This is a genomic window from Hydrogenophaga sp. GW101-3F08, from assembly GCF_059424585.1.
The window spans coordinates 101854-119448 of the sequence record NZ_JBWKZP010000007.1; the positions used below are offsets into that span (position 1 = coordinate 101854).

The following is a 17595-nucleotide window of genomic DNA, read 5'->3' on the forward strand; positions in this document are numbered from 1 at the left end:
AAAACCGGCCAAAGAAAAAAGCAAAACAGGCAGGTCCGTGGCCAATCTGCAACTTTTATGTAGCCCGTTGTAAATATACTGACCAGCCTTATTGGCCGTTTTTGCGCGCTGATCAAGTTAACAGCTCAGGTCGAAACGACCGCGAGGGAGGGCAAAAATGCCAGCAGGATTTTTGAGTCTGGGTGCGTCTTTGCGCGTGTGTCGCTGGCGCACGCGGTCGCTGTCACTGACGCGATGGATCTGGCTTTCCATGGCGTTGTGCCTGCCGAGTCTGGCCATGGCCCAGGGGGTGTCGCCCTACTGCCCTACGCAAAACCTCTCGGTGAGCAATGGCGGGTCGGTGACCTCGATCGATCTGATCAATTGTGATGGTCCGTTCAATTTCGGGATGGGTGGGCCTTTCGCGCCCGACCTGCCGGTGAATGGCACCGCGATTCTTGGCCCGCAATCCGGGCCTGGCAATCAAACGGTCACCTACACCCACAATGGCAGCGCGACCACCACCGATACCTTCAAGCTGGAAGATGAAAACGGTGACTTGCTCACCTTCAACGTCACCATCAGCCCGCCAGCCTCTGCCATCGTGGTGTCCCCGGCGTCGCTGCCGACCCTGACCGCCGGCACGCCGTTCTCGCAGACCCTCACCTCCAGCGGCGGCACCGCGCCTTACACCTACACCTTGCAATCCGGCACCTTGCCGGTCGGCCTCAGCCTGTCTGGTGCCGGGGTGCTCAGCGGCACGCCGACCGAGCGCGGCAGCTACAGCTTCACCGTCCGCTCCACCGACAGCGTCGCCGATTTCGTGGACAAGGGCTACACCGGCACGGTGGAGAACCCGACGCTGTCCATCACGCCGACCAGCGCCACCGCCATCCAGAGCGTGGCGTTCTCCCAGACCCTGACCGCCATCGGTGGCGTCGCACCCCATTCCTACCTGCTCGAAACCGGCAGCTTCCCGGCGGGCATCTCCATCTCCAGTGCTGGCGTGATCAGCGGCACCACGGCCGCCGCGACCGGCGCCTACCCGGTCACGCTGCGCGTCACCGACGCCAGCACCGGCCCGGGCAGCTATTTCGAGCTTGAATCCTTCACGCTCAACGTCAGCCCGCCGCCGTCGGTGTCGATCGCGGTTTCCCCGGCCAGCGTGTCCGAAGACGGCGCGACCAACCTCGTCTACACCGTCACCCGCAGCCTGAACCTGGCCTCGGCGACGGTGGTCAACATCACCACCAGTGGCACCGCCACCTCGGGCACCGACTACACCGGCGGTGTCGCCACCGTCAGCATCCCGGGCGGGGCGACCACGGCAACGATCACCATCAACCCCTCGGTGGACGGCACGGTCGAGGCCGATGAATCCGTCACCCTGACCGTCGCCGCCGGCACCGGCTACACCGTGGGTGCGCCGGCCAGCGCCACCGGCACCCTCCTCAACGACGACGTGCCGACCGCGTCGATCGCGGTCTCGCCGGCCAGCGTGGCCGAAGACGGGGCGACCAACCTCGTCTACACCGTCACCCTGGACCAGGCGTCGCTCTCCTCGCTGTCGGTCAACTACACCGTGGGCGGCACCGCCACCTCCGGCACCGATTACGCGGCCGTGACCTCGCCGCTGGTCATTGCGGCGGGCAACACCACCGGCACCATCACGGTCAACCCGAACGCCGACGCCACCATCGAAACCGACGAAACGGTGAGCCTCACCCTCGCGGCCGGCACGGGCTACACCGTGGGTGTTCCGACCAGCGCCACCGGCACGATTCTCAACGACGACCTGCCGACACTGACCATCAACGACGTGACGCTGGCCGAAGGCAACGCGGGCACCACCAACGCCACCTTCACCGTCAGCCTCAGCGAGCCGGCCGGCCCGGGCGGCGTGACCTTCGACATCGCCACCGCCAATGGCACCGCCACAGCGGGCGTGGATTACGTCGCCAACAGCCTGACCGGCCAGACCATCCCCGCCGGAAGCAGCACCTACACCTTCACCGTGCTGATCAACGGCGACACGCTCAACGAACCGAGCGAAACCTTCTTCGTCAACGTGACCAACGTGGTCAACGCCGTCGTCGCGGACGCCCAGGGCCTGGGCACCATCGTCAACGACGATCCCCTGCCGAGCCTGTCCATCAACGACGTCACCGTGGTCGAGGGCGACAGCGGCACCACCAATGCCGTCTTCACCGTCACCCTGAGTGCGGCCAGTGGCCAGACCGTCAGCGTCAACTACGCCACCGCCGACGGCACCGCCACACAGCCGGCCGACTACACCAGCGCCAGCGGCACGCTGACCTTCACCCCGGGCCAGACCACGCAGACCATCACGGTGCCGGTGGCGGGCGAAACCGTGCCCGAGGCCAACGAAACCTTCTTCGTCAACCTCAGTGGCGCGACCAACGCCACCATCGCCGACAACCAGGGCGTCGGCACCATCACCAACGACGACGTGCCGGTGACCGTCAGCCCGAGCACACTGCCCAACGGCGCGGTCACCGTGGCCTACAGCCAGACCCTCACCGCCGGCGGCGGCGTGTCGCCGTACAGCTTCGCGGTGACGGCCGGCGCCTTGCCCGCGGGTCTGAGCCTGTCCTCGGGGGGCGTGCTCAGCGGCACGCCGACGGCCGGCGGCACTTTCAACTTCACCGCCACCGCCACCGACAGCAGCCCCTTCCCGGGCCCGTTCGCGGGCAGTCGCGCCTACACGCTCGTCGTGACCCCGCCCACCATCGTCCTGCCGGCGACCAGCCTGGCCGGTGGCACGGTGGGCACGGCCTACGCCGCCAGCATCACGGCGGCCTCGGGTGGCACGGCACCCTACAGCTACGCGGTCACCGCCGGAGCACTGCCGGGCGGCCTGAGCCTCAACGCCGCGAGCGGCGCCATCACCGGCACCCCCAGCGCACCGGGCACCTTCAACTTCAGCATCACCGCGACCGACAGCAGCACGGGCACCGGCCCCTACACCGCGACCCAGTCGTATGCGATCACCGTGATCGACATCCCGCCGGTGGCCAACGCGGTGTCGCTCACCGTGGCCTACAACGCGGCCGCCACGCCGGTCACGCTGAACGTCACCGGCGGTGCGCCGACCTCGGTGGCCGTGGGCACCGCTCCGAGCCATGGCACGGCCATCGCCGGCGGCACCAGCATCACCTACCAGCCGACCACTGGCTACGCCGGCCCCGACAGCTTCACCTACACGGCGACCAACAGCGGCGGCACCTCGGCGCCGGCCACGGTCACCGTCACGGTGAACGATCCGGTCATCACCATCACCCCCAGCGGCGGTTTCGCGGCCACCGTCGGCGCGCCGTACACCCAGACCTTCACCTGGAACGGCGGTGCCCAGCCCTGGAGCGGCTTCCAGGTGACCAACCTGCCGGCGGGTCTGTCGATCACCGGCAGCACGGCCAACAGCGTCACCGTCTCCGGCACCCCGACCCAGGCCGGCAGCTTCACGCTCAACGTTTTCGCCACCGACAGCAGCACCGGCAACGGCCCCTACACGGTCGGGCAGGCCTTCGTGCTGAGCGTGGCGGCGCCCGGTCTGGCGCTGAGCCCGGCCGCCACCACCTTCAACACGCCCTACGCCGCGGCCTACAGCCAGAGCTTCACGGCCAGTGGCGGCACCGGTCCGTACAGCTACGCGTTGACGGGCTCCCTGCCGACCGGCGTGAGCTTCTCGGGCAACACCGTCTCGGGCACACCCACCGTGCCGGGCAGCTTCAACTTCACCATCACGGCCACCGACACTGGCTCCACCGGCACCGGTGCGCCGTTCTCGATCGCGCAGAACTACACGCTGACCGTCGCCGCAGCGGCCATCGTGGTGAATCCGGCGACCCTGCCGGATGCCACCGCCGGCACGGCCTACAGCCAGACCCTCAGCGCCAGCGGTGGCGTGGCCGTCTACGGCTTCTCCCTGAGCGCCGGCAGCCTGCCCACCGGCCTGACCCTGAGCACGGGGGGCGCGCTGAGCGGTACGCCGACCGAGGCCGGCAGTTTTTCGATCACCGTGACCGCGACCGACGCCAATGGCCAGACCGGCAGTCGCGCCTACACCCTGGTGGTGGGTGCACCCACGCTGACCATGACGCCGCCCCCGGGCACGCTCAGTGCCCCCTACGGCGTGCCCTTCAGCCAGACCTTCGCCGTCAGCGGCAGCCCGGGCCCGTACAACCGGGTGATGATCGGCTCCCTGCCGACCGGCCTGTCGATCAGCGGCTACACGATCTCGGGCACGCCGACGCAGTTGGGCAGCTTCAACATCAGCATCATGATGGTCGACTCTGGCCTGACCGGCACCGGCGCGCCGTTCTCGATCACGCAGAACTACACCATCGAGGTGGCCGCGCCGACCGTCGTGGTCAACCCGGCGACGCTGCCGAATCCCACCCCCGGTGTGGCCTACAGCCAGACCCTCACGGCCAGCGGGGGCATTGCGCCCTACAGCTTCGCCCTGTCCAGCGGCAGCCTGCCCGCGGGCCTCACCCTGGGCAGCGGGGGCGCGCTCACGGGCACGGCGACCGAGGTCGGCAGCTTCAGCTTCACGATCACCACGACCGACAACTTCAGCCAGGTCGGCAGCCGTGCCTACACCCTGGTCGTCGGCGCACCGACGCTGGCGGTGTCCCCCGCCGCCGGTACGCTGACGGCCCCTTATGGCAGCGCCTACACGCAGAGCTTCACCACCAGCGGCAGCCCGGGCCCGCATACCTACGTGCTGACCGGCGCTCTGCCAACGGGCCTGAACTTCAGCGGCAGCACGCTGTCGGGCACGCCGACGGCGCCGGGAAGCTATCCGGTCACCGTCACCTCCACCGACAGTGTGCTGACCGGCGTGGGGTCGCCCTTCGCGGTCGCGCAGAACTACGTGGTGGAAGTGGCCGTGCCGACCATCGTGATGGCGCCCGCCACGCTGCCCGAGCCGGTGGCCGGTGAGGCCTACAGCCAGCTCATCACCGCCACCGGCGGCGTGGCGCCCTACAGCTTCGCGCTGACCGGGGGCGCGCTGCCCGCGGGCCTGAGCCTGAGCGCCGCCGGCTTGCTGTCGGGCACCGCCACGCAGGTGGGTGCCTTCAACTTCACCGTGGCCGCCACCGACGCCAACAGCCAGGTGTCGAGCCGCAGCTTTGCCATGGCGGTCACGGCGAACCCGAGCCAGACCCTGGTGAAAGAGCTGGTGAGCAACGCGGACCAGGACGGCAACGGCCAGGTGTCGATGAACGACACCCTGACCTACCGCATCACCGTGGGCAACTCGGGCTTCGTGGCGCTCACCGACGTGGTGATCAGCGATCCGTTGATCAACCCCGGCAATGTGGTCTGTGCCAGCGTGCTGCCGGGCCAGACCTGTGTGCTCCAGGGCACCTACACGGTCACCGCGGCCGACGTGCGGGCGCGCCGGGTGGTGAACGTGGCCACGGTCACGGACAACATGTGCACCTCGGGCAGTCAGGAAGCCCAGTGCCGCGTCACGCTGACGACGGAGGTGGTCCCCGCCGTGATACGGGCCAAGGACGATGACTTCGGCGAGGTCATGTGCCCGAAATCGGATGTGGCGGTGGGCAACGCCTACAAGAACGACACCCTGAACGGCCGCCCCATCCGTGCCGCCGACGTGCTGGGCACGGTGACCTCTGCGGCCAAGCCCGCCAAGCCGGGCAAGCCCGTGCCCGTGCTCAACACGGCCACGGGGGAGGTGAAGGTACCGGCCGGCACGCCGGGTGGCACCTACGTCATCGGCTACCGGATCTGCCAGCGCAGCGTGTCGAACAACTGCGACAGCGCCCGGATCGTGGTGAAGGTCAAACAATGCCAAGTGCTGGTCCGGGTGATCAAGACCGCGCAGACGAAGCAGGTCCGCGTGGGCGACTTCGTTTCCTACACCCTGCAGGTGGACAACCTCACCGAGAACGACGGTGAAGTGGACGGCCTGCGGATCGTGGACACGCCGCCACCGGGCTTCAGCCTGGTGCCGGGCAGCGTGCGCTTCCAGGACGAGGACACGCACGGCTCGGTCGACGGGACCGGCCCGATCACCCTGGGCCAGATCGACCTGGCGGGCAACGGCCGGGCGTACATCAGCTACCTGATGCGGGTGGGCGCCAACGCGCGCCGGGGCGAGGCCGTCAACACGGCCGATCCATTCCTCGTGGGCGGGAAGGCCGGCAGAACGGCCGATCCCGAGGGCGGGAAGGTCGGCAACACGGCCAAGGCCGTGGTGGTGGTGATCGCTGACGCCGATGCCGATGAGACCTCCATCATCGGCAAGGTGTTCATCGACCAGGACGGCGACGGCTGGCAGGACAGCGCCGACGCGCAGGATGTGCGCATCCAGGGCGGCATCGATCCGGCGGTGTACGTGGCCGGCTCCACCACGGTGGACCGCGGGCAGGGCGCGCAGCCCGAACCGGACGCGAACGCGCCGCTGTTGCACGGTATCCGCATCGGCACGGTCCGTGGGCGCGAGGGCGACGACGAGACGGTGCCACTGCGCCGGGTGGTGATCAGCCAGTGGGTGACGGAACCGGTGTTCAGCGGTGACAGCGTGATCACCAGTGGAGACGGAACCCGAATCGTCGTGAGGCCCAGCGGTGAAGTGCGCTACGAACACTCGGGCGATGTGGCCGCCGGCCTGAACCTCCAGGACCTGCGCGTGCAGCGCACGGTCACGCCGCTGGAGGGCAAACACCGTGTCGACTACGTCATCACCAACCACGGGGTCTCCGAAGTGGGTATTCCCGGTGTGCGTCTGGCCAGCCCCGAAGGCCTGGTGGTGCAGACGGACAGCTACGGGCGATTCCACCTGGAAGACATCGATGTTGGGGAACGTGCCCACGGGCGCAACTTCGTGCTCAAGGTCGATCCGGTCAGCCTGCCGCCGGGCGCCCGGGTGATCACGGCGAATCCCCTGGTGCGCCGCCTCACGGGGGGCCTGATGGTGCGCTTTGACTTTGGCGTCGGGTTCGGCACGCAGACGCCTGCCGTTGCCCCCGCGGCCAAGTGATGGCGCCGCAACCCGCAGCCCCCAGTACGGATGACCGCAAGATGAACACCCAATCCAATCACATCGAACGTCTGTTGTGCGCACGCCGCCAAAGCCAGGGTACGGGCTGGCTCCATGGCCTCGCCCTGGTTCCGCTGGGCGCGCTCTTCGCGTTGACGCCGCTGGCCGCGAGCGCCCAGGCGGTGGAGCGTGCGCCCCTGGCGCAGGCGGCAGGGGCGCCCGGGGCGGGGCAACCGCAGGACGTGGCCGCAACCACCACGGCCAAGCCGGTGGTCAGGCCCGGGCAGGTCCTGTCCCTGCCCGGCGGAGGCCGGGTGTGGGCGACCGAAGACCCGGCCAACCTCAGTCCGCAGATGAACGTCTCGGGCCAGAGCATCGCGGGTCTTCGAGACGACCGGCTGGTCGAAGGGCTGAGCTTCAACGTCAGCAACAACTACGCCAGTTTCATCGAACGCATGGAGCTGCTCATCTACAGCGGGCGCGACACCGATCTGGTCAAGCCGCTGGTGCGGCTGCCCGTGCCGGTGAGCGGGGAAGGGGTGATCCAGTGGGACGGCCAGTTGCCCGCGGGCCACCGGCTGCGGCCGGGCGACACCCTGGTCTATCTGGTGCGGGCCTATGGCCAGGGTGGACAGGCCGACGAAACCCAGGCGCGCACGGTGCGCCTGTACACCGAGGAAGAGTGGCGTGTCGCCCGGGAGCAGCTGATCAGCCAGAGCAATGAGCTGGCCGATGGCTTCACGCTGGACCAGCGCCTGGCGCGCGAGGCGCAACTGGTCAACGGCCTGGTGAAGCAGAACATCCCGCTGTCGGGGTCGATCGTGCGCATCTTTGGCCAGGACATGCCCGACCAGTCCAGCATCAAGATCAACGGCAAGAGCGCCGCCATCGACGTCAACCAGCGCTTCGTCTCCGAGTTCCTGCTCCCGATCGGCGCGCATGCGCTGACGATCGACGTCAACGGCCTGCCGGGCCAGCCGGTCTTCACGCGCCATCTCGACGTGAACATCAGTGGCGAGTACTTCTTCATGGTCGGCATGGCCGACTTCTACCTCTCCAAATCCCAGGTCACGGGCAACATCGTGCCCGCGGCCGCGGAAGATGGCTTCGACCAGGAGCTGCTCAAGGAAGGGCGCCTGGCCTTCTACCTCAAAGGCAAGATCCAGGGCAAGTACCTCTTCACGGCGCAGGCCGACACCGAAGACCAGGAACTCAACAACCTGTTCCACGACTTCTTCAAGGCCACGCCGCAGGACATCTTCCGCCGCCTCGATCCCGATCAGTATTACCCGGTGTATGGCGATGACTCCACCAGCTACCGCGACGCCGACAGCGAGGGCAAGCTCTACCTGCGCCTGGACTGGGACAAGAACCAGGCGGTGTGGGGCAACTTCAACACCGGCATCAGCGGCGGCGAGTTCAACCAGTACAACCGCACCCTCTATGGCGGTGCGCTCAGGTGGCGCAGCAACGAGACCACGCCGTACGACGACCCCAGGTCGCAGCTCAGCGTTTTCGCCTCCGAGTCCCAGACCGCCAAGGGCTACAGCGAGCTGCTGGGCACCGGGGGCAGCCTGTACTACCTCAAGCACACCGACATCCTGCGCGGCTCCGAACAGCTGCGCATCGAGGTGCGCGACCGGGTCACCGGTCAGGTCGTTCAGCGCGGTCGCCTGGCCTATGGCACCGACTACGAAATCGACTACATCCAGGGCCGCATCATCCTGAGTCGCCCGCTGGGGCGCAGCGAATTGGACAGCGGCTTCGGCATCGTGCGCCTGAGCGCCGACGGTGACTACGAGAACCACCTGCTGGTGGACTACGAGTACGTGCCCGAGGGCTCGGAAAACCTGGTCGCGGGCGGGCGGGGCCAAGTCTGGGCCGGCGACCACGTGGCCGTGGGCGGCACCTACGTGTCGGAAGAGCGCGCCGGTGACGACTACCAGCTCCATGGGGTGGACCTCACCTTGCGCGCCGGGCGCGGCACCTACCTCAAGGCCGAGGTGGCGCAGAGCGAATCGACCCAGGCCAGCGTGCACTATTCCGACAACGGGGGCCTGACCTACACCGACCGGACCGCCGAGCTGGAAACCGGGCCGCGCTCCGGCCAGGCCGTGGGGGTCGAGGCCAGGGTCAACCTCAACGAACTGGGGTGGACGCGGGAAAACGTGAGCGCCGGTGCCTGGTACAAGGACCGCGAGGCCGGTTACTCCACGGCGCGGGCCGAAACCGGGGGGCTGCGCAGCCGTGAGTCCGGGGTCGAGACGATGGCCGAGGTGGGCACCGATCTGGACGTCGGGGCACGCCTGAGCCGCCGCGAAGTCGAGGGGCAGAACCGGCTCGACCAGGTCCAGCTGGTGAGCAACTGGTACCTGGACGAGAAGCAGAGCCTGGGGCTGGAGCTGCGCCAGGTTCGCAGCTCCGAGGCCAGCGGCGAGTTTGCCGACCCCGACGCGCAGGCCGGCGCCGGCGTGGGCACCGCGACCTATGCGGGGCTGCGCTACAAGCGCAAGCTCAGCGGCCGCACCGAGGCGTATGGCTTTGTGCAAAGCACGCTGCAAAGCGACGAAGGGCTGAAGAACGACCGTTTTGGCCTGGGCGCGACCCGGCGCTTTGGCGAGCGATCTTCCGCCACCGGCGAGGTCTCCACCGGCACGCTGGGGCTGGCCGGGAAACTCGAAGGCAGCTACTACCTCACGCCCGACTACAACCTGTACTCGCGCTACGCGTACGCCCACCAGCCCGGCGACATCTTCGGCAACGAGTTCCTGGAGGACGGGGCCGGTCGCACCCTCTCGGTGGGGCAGCGCTGGAACGCGGGCGGCGGCCTGAGCCTGTTCCAGGAAGCGCAGCTGAGCCACCGGGCCGATGAAGACGGGCGGGGCCAGAACCTGGGGCTGGACTACAACGTCGCGCGGCACTGGCAACTGGGCTTTCGCCATGCGCTGAGCCAGATCGAGCACGCCGCGGGGGGCGAAACCACGCGCCGCACCAGCACCGTGCTGGCCAGTTACAACGACAACCGGACCAGCTTCACCCCGCGCATCGAGGTCCGGCGCGATCGTGGGGCGCAGTCGCGCGACCAGTACCTGCTCAGCATGGGCCTGAAGCACAAGTTCAGCGAAGACTGGCGCACGGCGGTTCGCCTCCGAACCGCGCTGACCCAGGACAAGCTCTCCAGCGTGGACGAAGCGCGCTTCACCGAAGCCAATTTCGGCCTGGCCTACCGCCCCGCGGGCAACAACCGCTGGGCCTGGCTGGGCAAGTACACCTATGTGTACGACCTGGGCGCGCTGACGCAGGTCTCGCCCACCTCGGGCGTGGCCAACAACGAGGTGGACCAGCGCGCGCACATCCTCGCCAACGAGCTGCTCTACCGCATCAACCCGCTGTGGGAGGTGGGCGGCAAGTACGCCTACCGTCGCGGCGAGTTGCGCGAAGGCCGCAACACCGGCGCCTGGTACCAGAACACCCGGCACTTCGCCGCCGGCCAGGTGCGCATGCACATGCTCCAGTCCTGGGACGCCCTGGTCGAACACCGCTGGTTGAAGACGGTGCAGGACAAGAACACGCAGTCGGGCTGGCTGGTGGGGGTGGACAAGCAGATCACCCCCTATTTCCGTCTCGGGTTGGGCTACAACTTCACCAGCTTCAGCGACGACCTGCGCCACACCGACTACCGCTTCAAGGGCTGGTACCTCAACGCCGTGGGCGTCTATTGAGGGGCGGGGGGATGTGAGCTTCTGAGCTCTTGAGGGTTACCGCAGAGGAGGGTGGCCCCAACGGCACAGGGCCCGCCGTCGCAAACCGCGACGGCGGGCCCTGTGGTTTCAGCGCTACCCCGTCAGCGCACCTGGGTCCAGTTCTGGTTGTTGCCGCTGTGACAGGTCCAGGTGATCAGCGGGATGTCCTGCGCCGTCGAGTTGTTCGGCACGTCCAGGCAGGCGCCCGACGCCCGGTTGCGGATGGTCGAGCCGACCAGACTCCACTGCGCCGTGTTGCCGGTGTTGCAGGCCAGCTGCACCACCCCGGCGCCGCTGGTCACGGCGCTGTCCTGCGCGAGGCACAGGTTGCTGTGCTGGGCGACCAGTTGCACGTAGCCATCGGCGACGTTGCGCACCGCGAAGGTCTCGTTGCTGGCGGTGCCGCAAGGCCACTGGATGGCGACCGTGCCGCTGGCCTGCGAGACCCCCCGGATGTTGACGCACAGCGAGCTGTGGTTGGAGCGCAGGCGCGTGCTGACCTCCGAGGCGGTGTCCTGCGAGCGCACGTAGTCGGCGATCGCCTGCTGGTCTGCCGCGGGCAGGCCCGAGGCATTGCCATGGCCGCCCGCGATCACGTCCAGCACGCTGGCCTTCTGGCCGTTGTGCATGTAGGACTTCGCGGCCCAGCTGCCGATCAGCGTGGGCGTGTCGAAGCCCACGCCGGCCAGCGGCTGGTTCATGCCCAGGCCGGAGGACGGCTGGATCGTGCCCACGTCGTGCCGCAGACCGTCGCGCAGGGTGCCTCCGGCATGGCAACTCGCGCAGTTGGCGCTGGCGAACAGGGTCTGCCCGCGCGTCGCCTCCACCGTGAGGGTGCCATCGGCGGCGCGCGCCGGGCTGCGGATGTACTTGGTCAGCGAGCTCAGGTAGGCGGCCATGTCGTCGAGCTGCGCGCTGCGTCCGGCCTTGGGCGCGCCCAGTGGGTCGGCCGTGGCGGCGAAGTCCGCGTCGCTCAGGAAGCCGGTGCCGCCGAAGGCGTTGCGCATGTCGTTCTCGAAGTCCTGCACCTCGTCGAAGTTGGCGCTCCAGTGCAGCTTGCCGTGGCCCAGGCCGGCCCGGCCCTGCAGGCTGATGGTGCGGCGCAGGCCCTCGCCGCGCTGGGTGAAGTCCCACACCATGCCGTCGTCCCCGCCGTCGGCGTGGCAGCTGGCGCAGGACATGTAGTTGTCCTTGCTCATGCGCCGGTCGGCCGCGTTGTAGAACACCAGCTTGCCGCGCAGCGCCGCGGCCGCCATCGGCTCCTGCGCCACCGTGGAGATGTGCTGCAGGAAGACGGCGGCCGCGCTGCGGGAGGCCAGCACGTCGGCCACGTCGTGCGCCGTGACCGAGCGCGCCAGGAAGTTGTTGACGAACAGGCGCTTGCGCGAGGCGTCCAGGTACAGGCCGTGCGGCGCGCTGCTGGCATTGATCTCGCCGCGCACGGCGTGGCTGTAGGCGTCGACGATGGCGATGTTGTTGCCTTCCATCTGCGCCACGAACAGGTAGTCGCCGGCCGGTGAGAACAGGGCGGCGCGTGCCGGGGCCCGGTCATCGAAGTCGATCTGCTCGTTCGCCAGGTGTGTGCCCTGCGCCAGCTCGACCTGCGACAGGATGGAGCGCACCGTCTGGTCATGCTCCAGGTCGCTGCCATCGCGGAAGCGCCCGCGCACGATGTTGTCCTTCTTGCCCGGCAGCACCGCGCGGCCACCATCGGGGGAGATCACCACCTGGCTCAGGTAGTTGGCCACGCCGCGCGCGCTGTTCTCCGTGTCCACCGTGGTGGTGTCCACCGGCAGAGCGATGGTGGACACCAGGGCCATGCTGTTGAGGCTCACCTTGTGCAGCTGCCCACCCGTCATCTTGGACTTGAAGCGCGTGATGTAGGCCGTCTGCGAGTCGGCCGCCACCGCGATGCCGCGCAGGTCGCCCTCCAGGGCCAGTGTGCCCGTGGTGGTGCCGCTGGCGGGATCGAAGGTGATCAGCGTGGACTTGCTCTCCAGCGTCAGCAGGCCCTTGGCACCGTTGGGCGTGAAGGCCACGCCGTAGGGGCCGCTGCCGTAGGCCAGCGCCACCGTGGCGGAGATGCTGCCATCGGCCGGGTTCAGGGCCACGAGCTTGTCCTCACCCTGCACCGTGACCCAGATGCGGCCGTCGGGGCCGCGCGCGAGGGTCTTGGGCTCGTCGCCCACACGCACCTCCCAGCGCTTGGTCAGCGCCTGGGCGTCGATGGCGGCTACGGTGCCGCTGTCGGGGTTCACCGCGTAGACGGTGTTGGCATCGCCCACGATGTTGCTCGAATGCGTGGGCGGCGTGGCGGTCACCGGGAAGGTCACGGTCACGTTGTAGGTGTAGTAGGTTTCCCGGCCCGAGGCATCGCGCACCGTGAGGGTCACGGTGTAGTGGCCGGGGCGGTTGTAGCTGTAGGTGGTGCCCAGCTGGGTCGAAAACGCCGTCTGTGTGCCGTTGCCGAAGTTCCAGCGGTAGGTGGCGCCGCTGCTGCCGCCCAGCTGGGCCGGGTTGAACGTCAGTTGCCCGTTGACCATCTGCGGGCCGTCGCTCAGACCCACGTCTCCGATGAGGGGCTGTTCCCGGAGCTGCGTGACCTCCGCGTCGCTCAGCACGCGGCCGTAGACCCGCACGTCGGCCAGGCTGCCACGGAAGAAGTCCGCGTTGCCCTGCATCTGCCCGAGCAGGGTGAACCGGTTGAACAGGCCCTTGGTGCCCGTGAGGCCGGTGGAGCTGGTCTTGACGCCGTCGACGGTCAGCGTCTGCGCGCCCGTGGCGGCGTCGCGCGTCATCACCACATGGTGCCAGTTGCCGTCGTTCACCGGGGCGGTGGAGCGGGTGCCGGGGTTGTTGGTCGCCGCGTTGCCCACCGACAGGTTGAGGCGGCCGGTGTTGTCGATCCAGCCCCAGAACACATCGTCTGCACCGCCCACCTGGTCGCGCCCGAAGAGGCCGGGGGCCGTCCAGGCGTTGGCCGAGCCGGCCTGTGTGGTCTTCATGTAGAAGGCGAGCGAGGCGGTGCCGCCCAGCGTGCTGGCCACGCTGTCGTTCTTGAGCGTCACGCCGCCGCTGCGCTGCGCGAAGTTCAGGCTGATGCTGTCGAACTGGTCGGCCGCCGAGGCCGTGCCGTTGTTGGCACCGATCTCATCGGACAGCCCGCTCGCCAGGGGCCAGTGGTTCATCAGGCCGATGTCGCTGGCGGTGCCGGTGGTGAAGACGGCGCGGTACTCGGTGGCAATGCCGTTGCCCGCATAGTCCTTCACGCCGCCGGCCGTCAGCAGGATCTCGTAGCTGGTGCCGGCCTCCAGGGGCTGAGCGGGGTGGAAGTTGATGATGCCCAGTTGCACGCTGTAGGTGCCGGCCAGCGTGTTGCCGTTCACCGGTCGCACGACGAAGGTGCTGGCGTTGACGCTCTCGGGCAGGATGCTGTCCGAGAGGCCTATACCGATGCGCGAGCTCAGGGCCTGCTGTTTGGCGCCGTTGGCCGGCGAGGTCTGCTTGACCGCTGGTGGCGTGGTGTCGCGCGCCGTCTGGTGCACGATGAAGCCGCTGCCCGAGCCGTGGTCGTTGCCGATGAACACCAGGTTGCCGAAGGGTGCGACCTGGCCGTGGTCGGAGTGCGAGAGTTCGGGGTCGTCGGCCGCGAACAGGCTGCCCTGGCCCACTTCGACATGGTTGAGCGGGTTGCTCACGTCCACCTTGTGCACCTTGGTCTGTGCGCCCTGGAACACGTACTGGTCCTGCGTGCCGCAGTACAGCTGCTCGTCGATGACCAGCCGGTTGTCCTCGGCCACGAACTGGGTGCGGTCGCTCAGGTTGTAGCTGTACATCTTGGCGCCGCCGCCGCGGGCCGAGGCGTGCAGGCTCTTGCCGTCGTAGCAGGTGGCGTAATAGAAGGTGTTGGAACCCACGGTGTCCAGCACCTTGGGGTTGAGCGGGTCGGAGATGTCCAGGCTGGCGAATCCGTCGCTGTTGTCCATCGAGGTCAGCACCATCTGGTTGCCCATGGTGAAGATAGGCCCGACGCGAAAGCCCCCGAGCTCACCGGTGGGCACCGGGTTGGGCCTGCCGGCGCCGCGGTTGGCGATCACGGCGTTGGCCGGGTCGCTCGCGTCCACGATGTAGACGCCGTCGTTGGCCGAGGCCACGTACAGGTAGGGCGCCTGCCACCACAGCTGCCAGGCCACATTGGCGTAGTCGCCGCCGTTGACGGTGGGCAGCGCCAGTTTCTTGACCTGCTGGATGTCGTTGATGTCGGTGAAGTCCCAGAACTCGACGCCCTTGATGCTGGGCACCACTACGTACTGGCGGCCACCGATCTTCGCGGCGCCGAAGGCGTGCGCCTCTCGGAACTCCTGGGTGCGGCCCTCGGGCTCGTAGATCTTCTTGACGAGCCGGATGGCGCGCGGGTCGGACACGTCGTACAGCAGGAAGCCGCCCGGGCCCAGGCCGCTGTCGGGGGCGAAGGAGGTCAGGAAGTAGCCGTTGATCATGATGCCCACGTTCAGCCCGTAGGCCTTGCGCCCGGGGTAGGTGGCCGGCACGTCGCCCGATTCACGGGTGATCATGGAGACCGGCTTGAACAGCTCGGTCGAGGAATAGGTGAGGTTGCCCAGACCCGGTCCCTGCAGCGGGAGCGGGTCCTCCGCGGCCTGCGTGACCGCATCCGCCATGGTTGATAGGGTGGTCATGGGGCTGATCCCCGTGATCGCCGCGTGCGTCAGCAGCGTGACGAACGGCAGCAAGAGCGCCATCAGGTAATACCGAACTTTCATCGTCGCCTCCAGGTTGTGGGTGGTTCACTCGGAACCTTCTTCCTCGATCTGTCCGACAGGCCGCCGTCACGGGCGCGCAGGCACGCCCAGCCGGTGGCTCGCGCCACCGACCGCAGTGCTCTTTCTCTCTTTCTCCCTCGCTCCTTCTTTTTTCGCCGTACCCCGTGTGAACGGGATCAGGTCCCCGCGTAGATGTCCCAGGCCTCGGATGCGCTCGCGCCGCGGTGGATCATGGCCATCAGCGCATTCACCACCGCCGAGGGGTTGGCGTGCTGGTACACATTGCGGCCATAGACCATGCCCGAGGCGCCTTGGTCCATCAGCACACGCGAGCGGGCGAACACCTGCCGCAGGTCTTCGCGGCCACCGCCGCGCACCAGCACCGGGCAGCGCGCGGCCTGCACCACGCGGTGGAAGTCGGTGGGGTCGGTGGTGGGGTCGGCTTTCACGATGTCGGCGCCCATCTCGCGCGCCAGGCGCACCAGGGTGACGATCTTTTCGGCGTCGCCGTCGACCATGTAGCCGCCCTGAGCGCTGTGCGGGCGCATCACCAGCGGCTCGATCATCAGTGGCATGCCGTAGCGGTCGCAGTCGGCGCGCACGCGCGCGATGTTCTGCACGCATTGGCGGAACAGGTCCGGCTCATCGGGCAGCATGAAGAGGTTGACCACCACGCAGGCCGCATCGCGCTGCACGGCCGGCAGCACCGGGTCGTGTTCGTTCTGCAGCACGGCCCACATCACGCGGTGCGCGGTGGCGTTGTAGGGGTTGCCCATGTCGATGCGCATCACCAGCGCCGGCTTGTTGCGGCCCGGGCGGTCCTGCAGCAGGTCCGATTGGCCATAGTTCAACTGGATCGCATCGGGCCCTGCGGCCACCAGCTTGTCCATCACCAGGGGCATGTCTTCCAGCCCGTTGAGGAACGAGGGCTCGTTGCAGACGCCGTGGTCGAGTGCGATATCGAGGCAACGCCCGTTGTTCAGCAAGCGGTTCAGGCGCGCGGTCTTGTCCTTCGACATACGAAGAGGTCCTTTGAAAAAGGGGAGTGGAAAAAGGGGGTCAGGCGAGTGCCTGCAGGTGCCGGGCCGCGGCCTCGTCGATGCGCTGCACGGCTTCCTCGGGCAGGTCCAGCGCGCCGGCCGCCGCGTTCTCGATGGCCTGCGGGCGCACGCGTGCGCCGCACAGCGCCACCGACACGCTGCCGCTGGCCAGCGTCCAGGCGATCATCAGCTGGCCGAAGGAGCAGCCGAGTGGCCGGCGCACCGGTTCCAGCTCGTCGAAGAAGGCCTTGAGCCGGGCGCGGTTGGTGGCGCTGAAGCGCGGGTTGCTGGCGCGCTGGTCGTCGCCGGTGAACTCGCGCGCGGGATCGATGGGGCCCGCCAGAAGGCCCAGCGCCAGCGAGGAATAGCCCAGCACGGCCACGTTGTGCCGGCTGCACAAGGGCACCAGCGTCTGTTCGATCTCGCGGTCGATCAGGCTGTAGCGCTCCTGGGCCGCGTCCACGGGGCCGTAACGCAGGTACTCTGCCAGCGTCTCGGGGTCCACATTGCTCACGCCGATGGCGCGGATCTTTCCCTGCTGCTTGAGCGCGAGCAGGGCGTCCATGGTCTCTTCGACCGGTGTCGTGCTGTCCTGCCAGTGCGTGATGTAGAGGTCGATGTAATCGGTCTGCAGCCGTTTCAGGCTCTCCTCCGCCTCGTGGAAGATCGACTCGCGGCCCAGGTGGCGGTACACGGGGTGACCGTCTTCGTCGAAGAAGTGCGTGCCCTTTTGCGTGTGCCACACCAAGCCGCACTTGGTGGCGATCACAGCCTCGTGGCGGCGGCCCTTGAGCGAGGCGCCCACGATGCGCTCGGAAGCGCCCAGGCCGTAGGCCGGCGCGGTGTCGATCAGCGTCACGCCGGCATCCAGCGAGGCGTGGATGGCCTCGGTGGCGCCGGCGGCGTCCTGGCCGCCCCACATCCAGCCGCCCATGGCCCAGGTGCCCAGGCCAATGGCCGAGCATTCGATGCCCGAGGGGCCGAGGGTGGTGGTCTTCATCTCTGCGCTCAACACGGCA

At 68.2% G+C, this 17595-nt stretch carries 5 protein-coding genes; 2 read left to right on the top strand and 3 right to left on the bottom strand.

Translation table 11 applies throughout. The annotated features are described in order from the left end of the window. The first annotated feature begins 250 nt into the window (after positions 1 to 250). On the top strand, positions 251 to 7012 hold the full coding sequence (locus AC07YZ_RS17730; protein ID WP_494795693.1) for a beta strand repeat-containing protein: 6762 nt from the start codon (positions 251 to 253) through the stop codon (positions 7010 to 7012). 41 nt (positions 7013 to 7053) lie between these two features. After that, complete coding sequence (locus AC07YZ_RS17735) at positions 7054 to 10734, top strand: hypothetical protein (protein WP_494795694.1); 3681 nt, start codon at positions 7054 to 7056, stop codon at positions 10732 to 10734. A gap of 122 nt (positions 10735 to 10856) precedes the next feature. Here the strand turns inward: AC07YZ_RS17735 and AC07YZ_RS17740 are convergent, their stop codons facing one another. The 3 genes from AC07YZ_RS17740 to AC07YZ_RS17750 all read right to left on the bottom strand — a co-directional run bounded on the left by AC07YZ_RS17740 (position 10857) and on the right by AC07YZ_RS17750 (position 17576). Beyond that, complete coding sequence (locus AC07YZ_RS17740; RefSeq protein ID WP_494795695.1) at positions 10857 to 15536, bottom strand: Ig-like domain-containing protein; 4680 nt, start codon at positions 15534 to 15536, stop codon at positions 10857 to 10859. A gap of 176 nt (positions 15537 to 15712) precedes the next feature. Beyond that, positions 15713 to 16555: a class I fructose-bisphosphate aldolase gene (locus AC07YZ_RS17745; protein WP_494795696.1), complete on the bottom strand. Its 843-nt coding sequence runs from the start codon at positions 16553 to 16555 to the stop codon at positions 15713 to 15715. A gap of 40 nt (positions 16556 to 16595) precedes the next feature. Then, positions 16596 to 17576: an aldo/keto reductase gene (locus AC07YZ_RS17750; protein ID WP_494795697.1), complete on the bottom strand. Its 981-nt coding sequence runs from the start codon at positions 17574 to 17576 to the stop codon at positions 16596 to 16598. Positions 17577 to 17595: the final 19 nt, after the last annotated feature.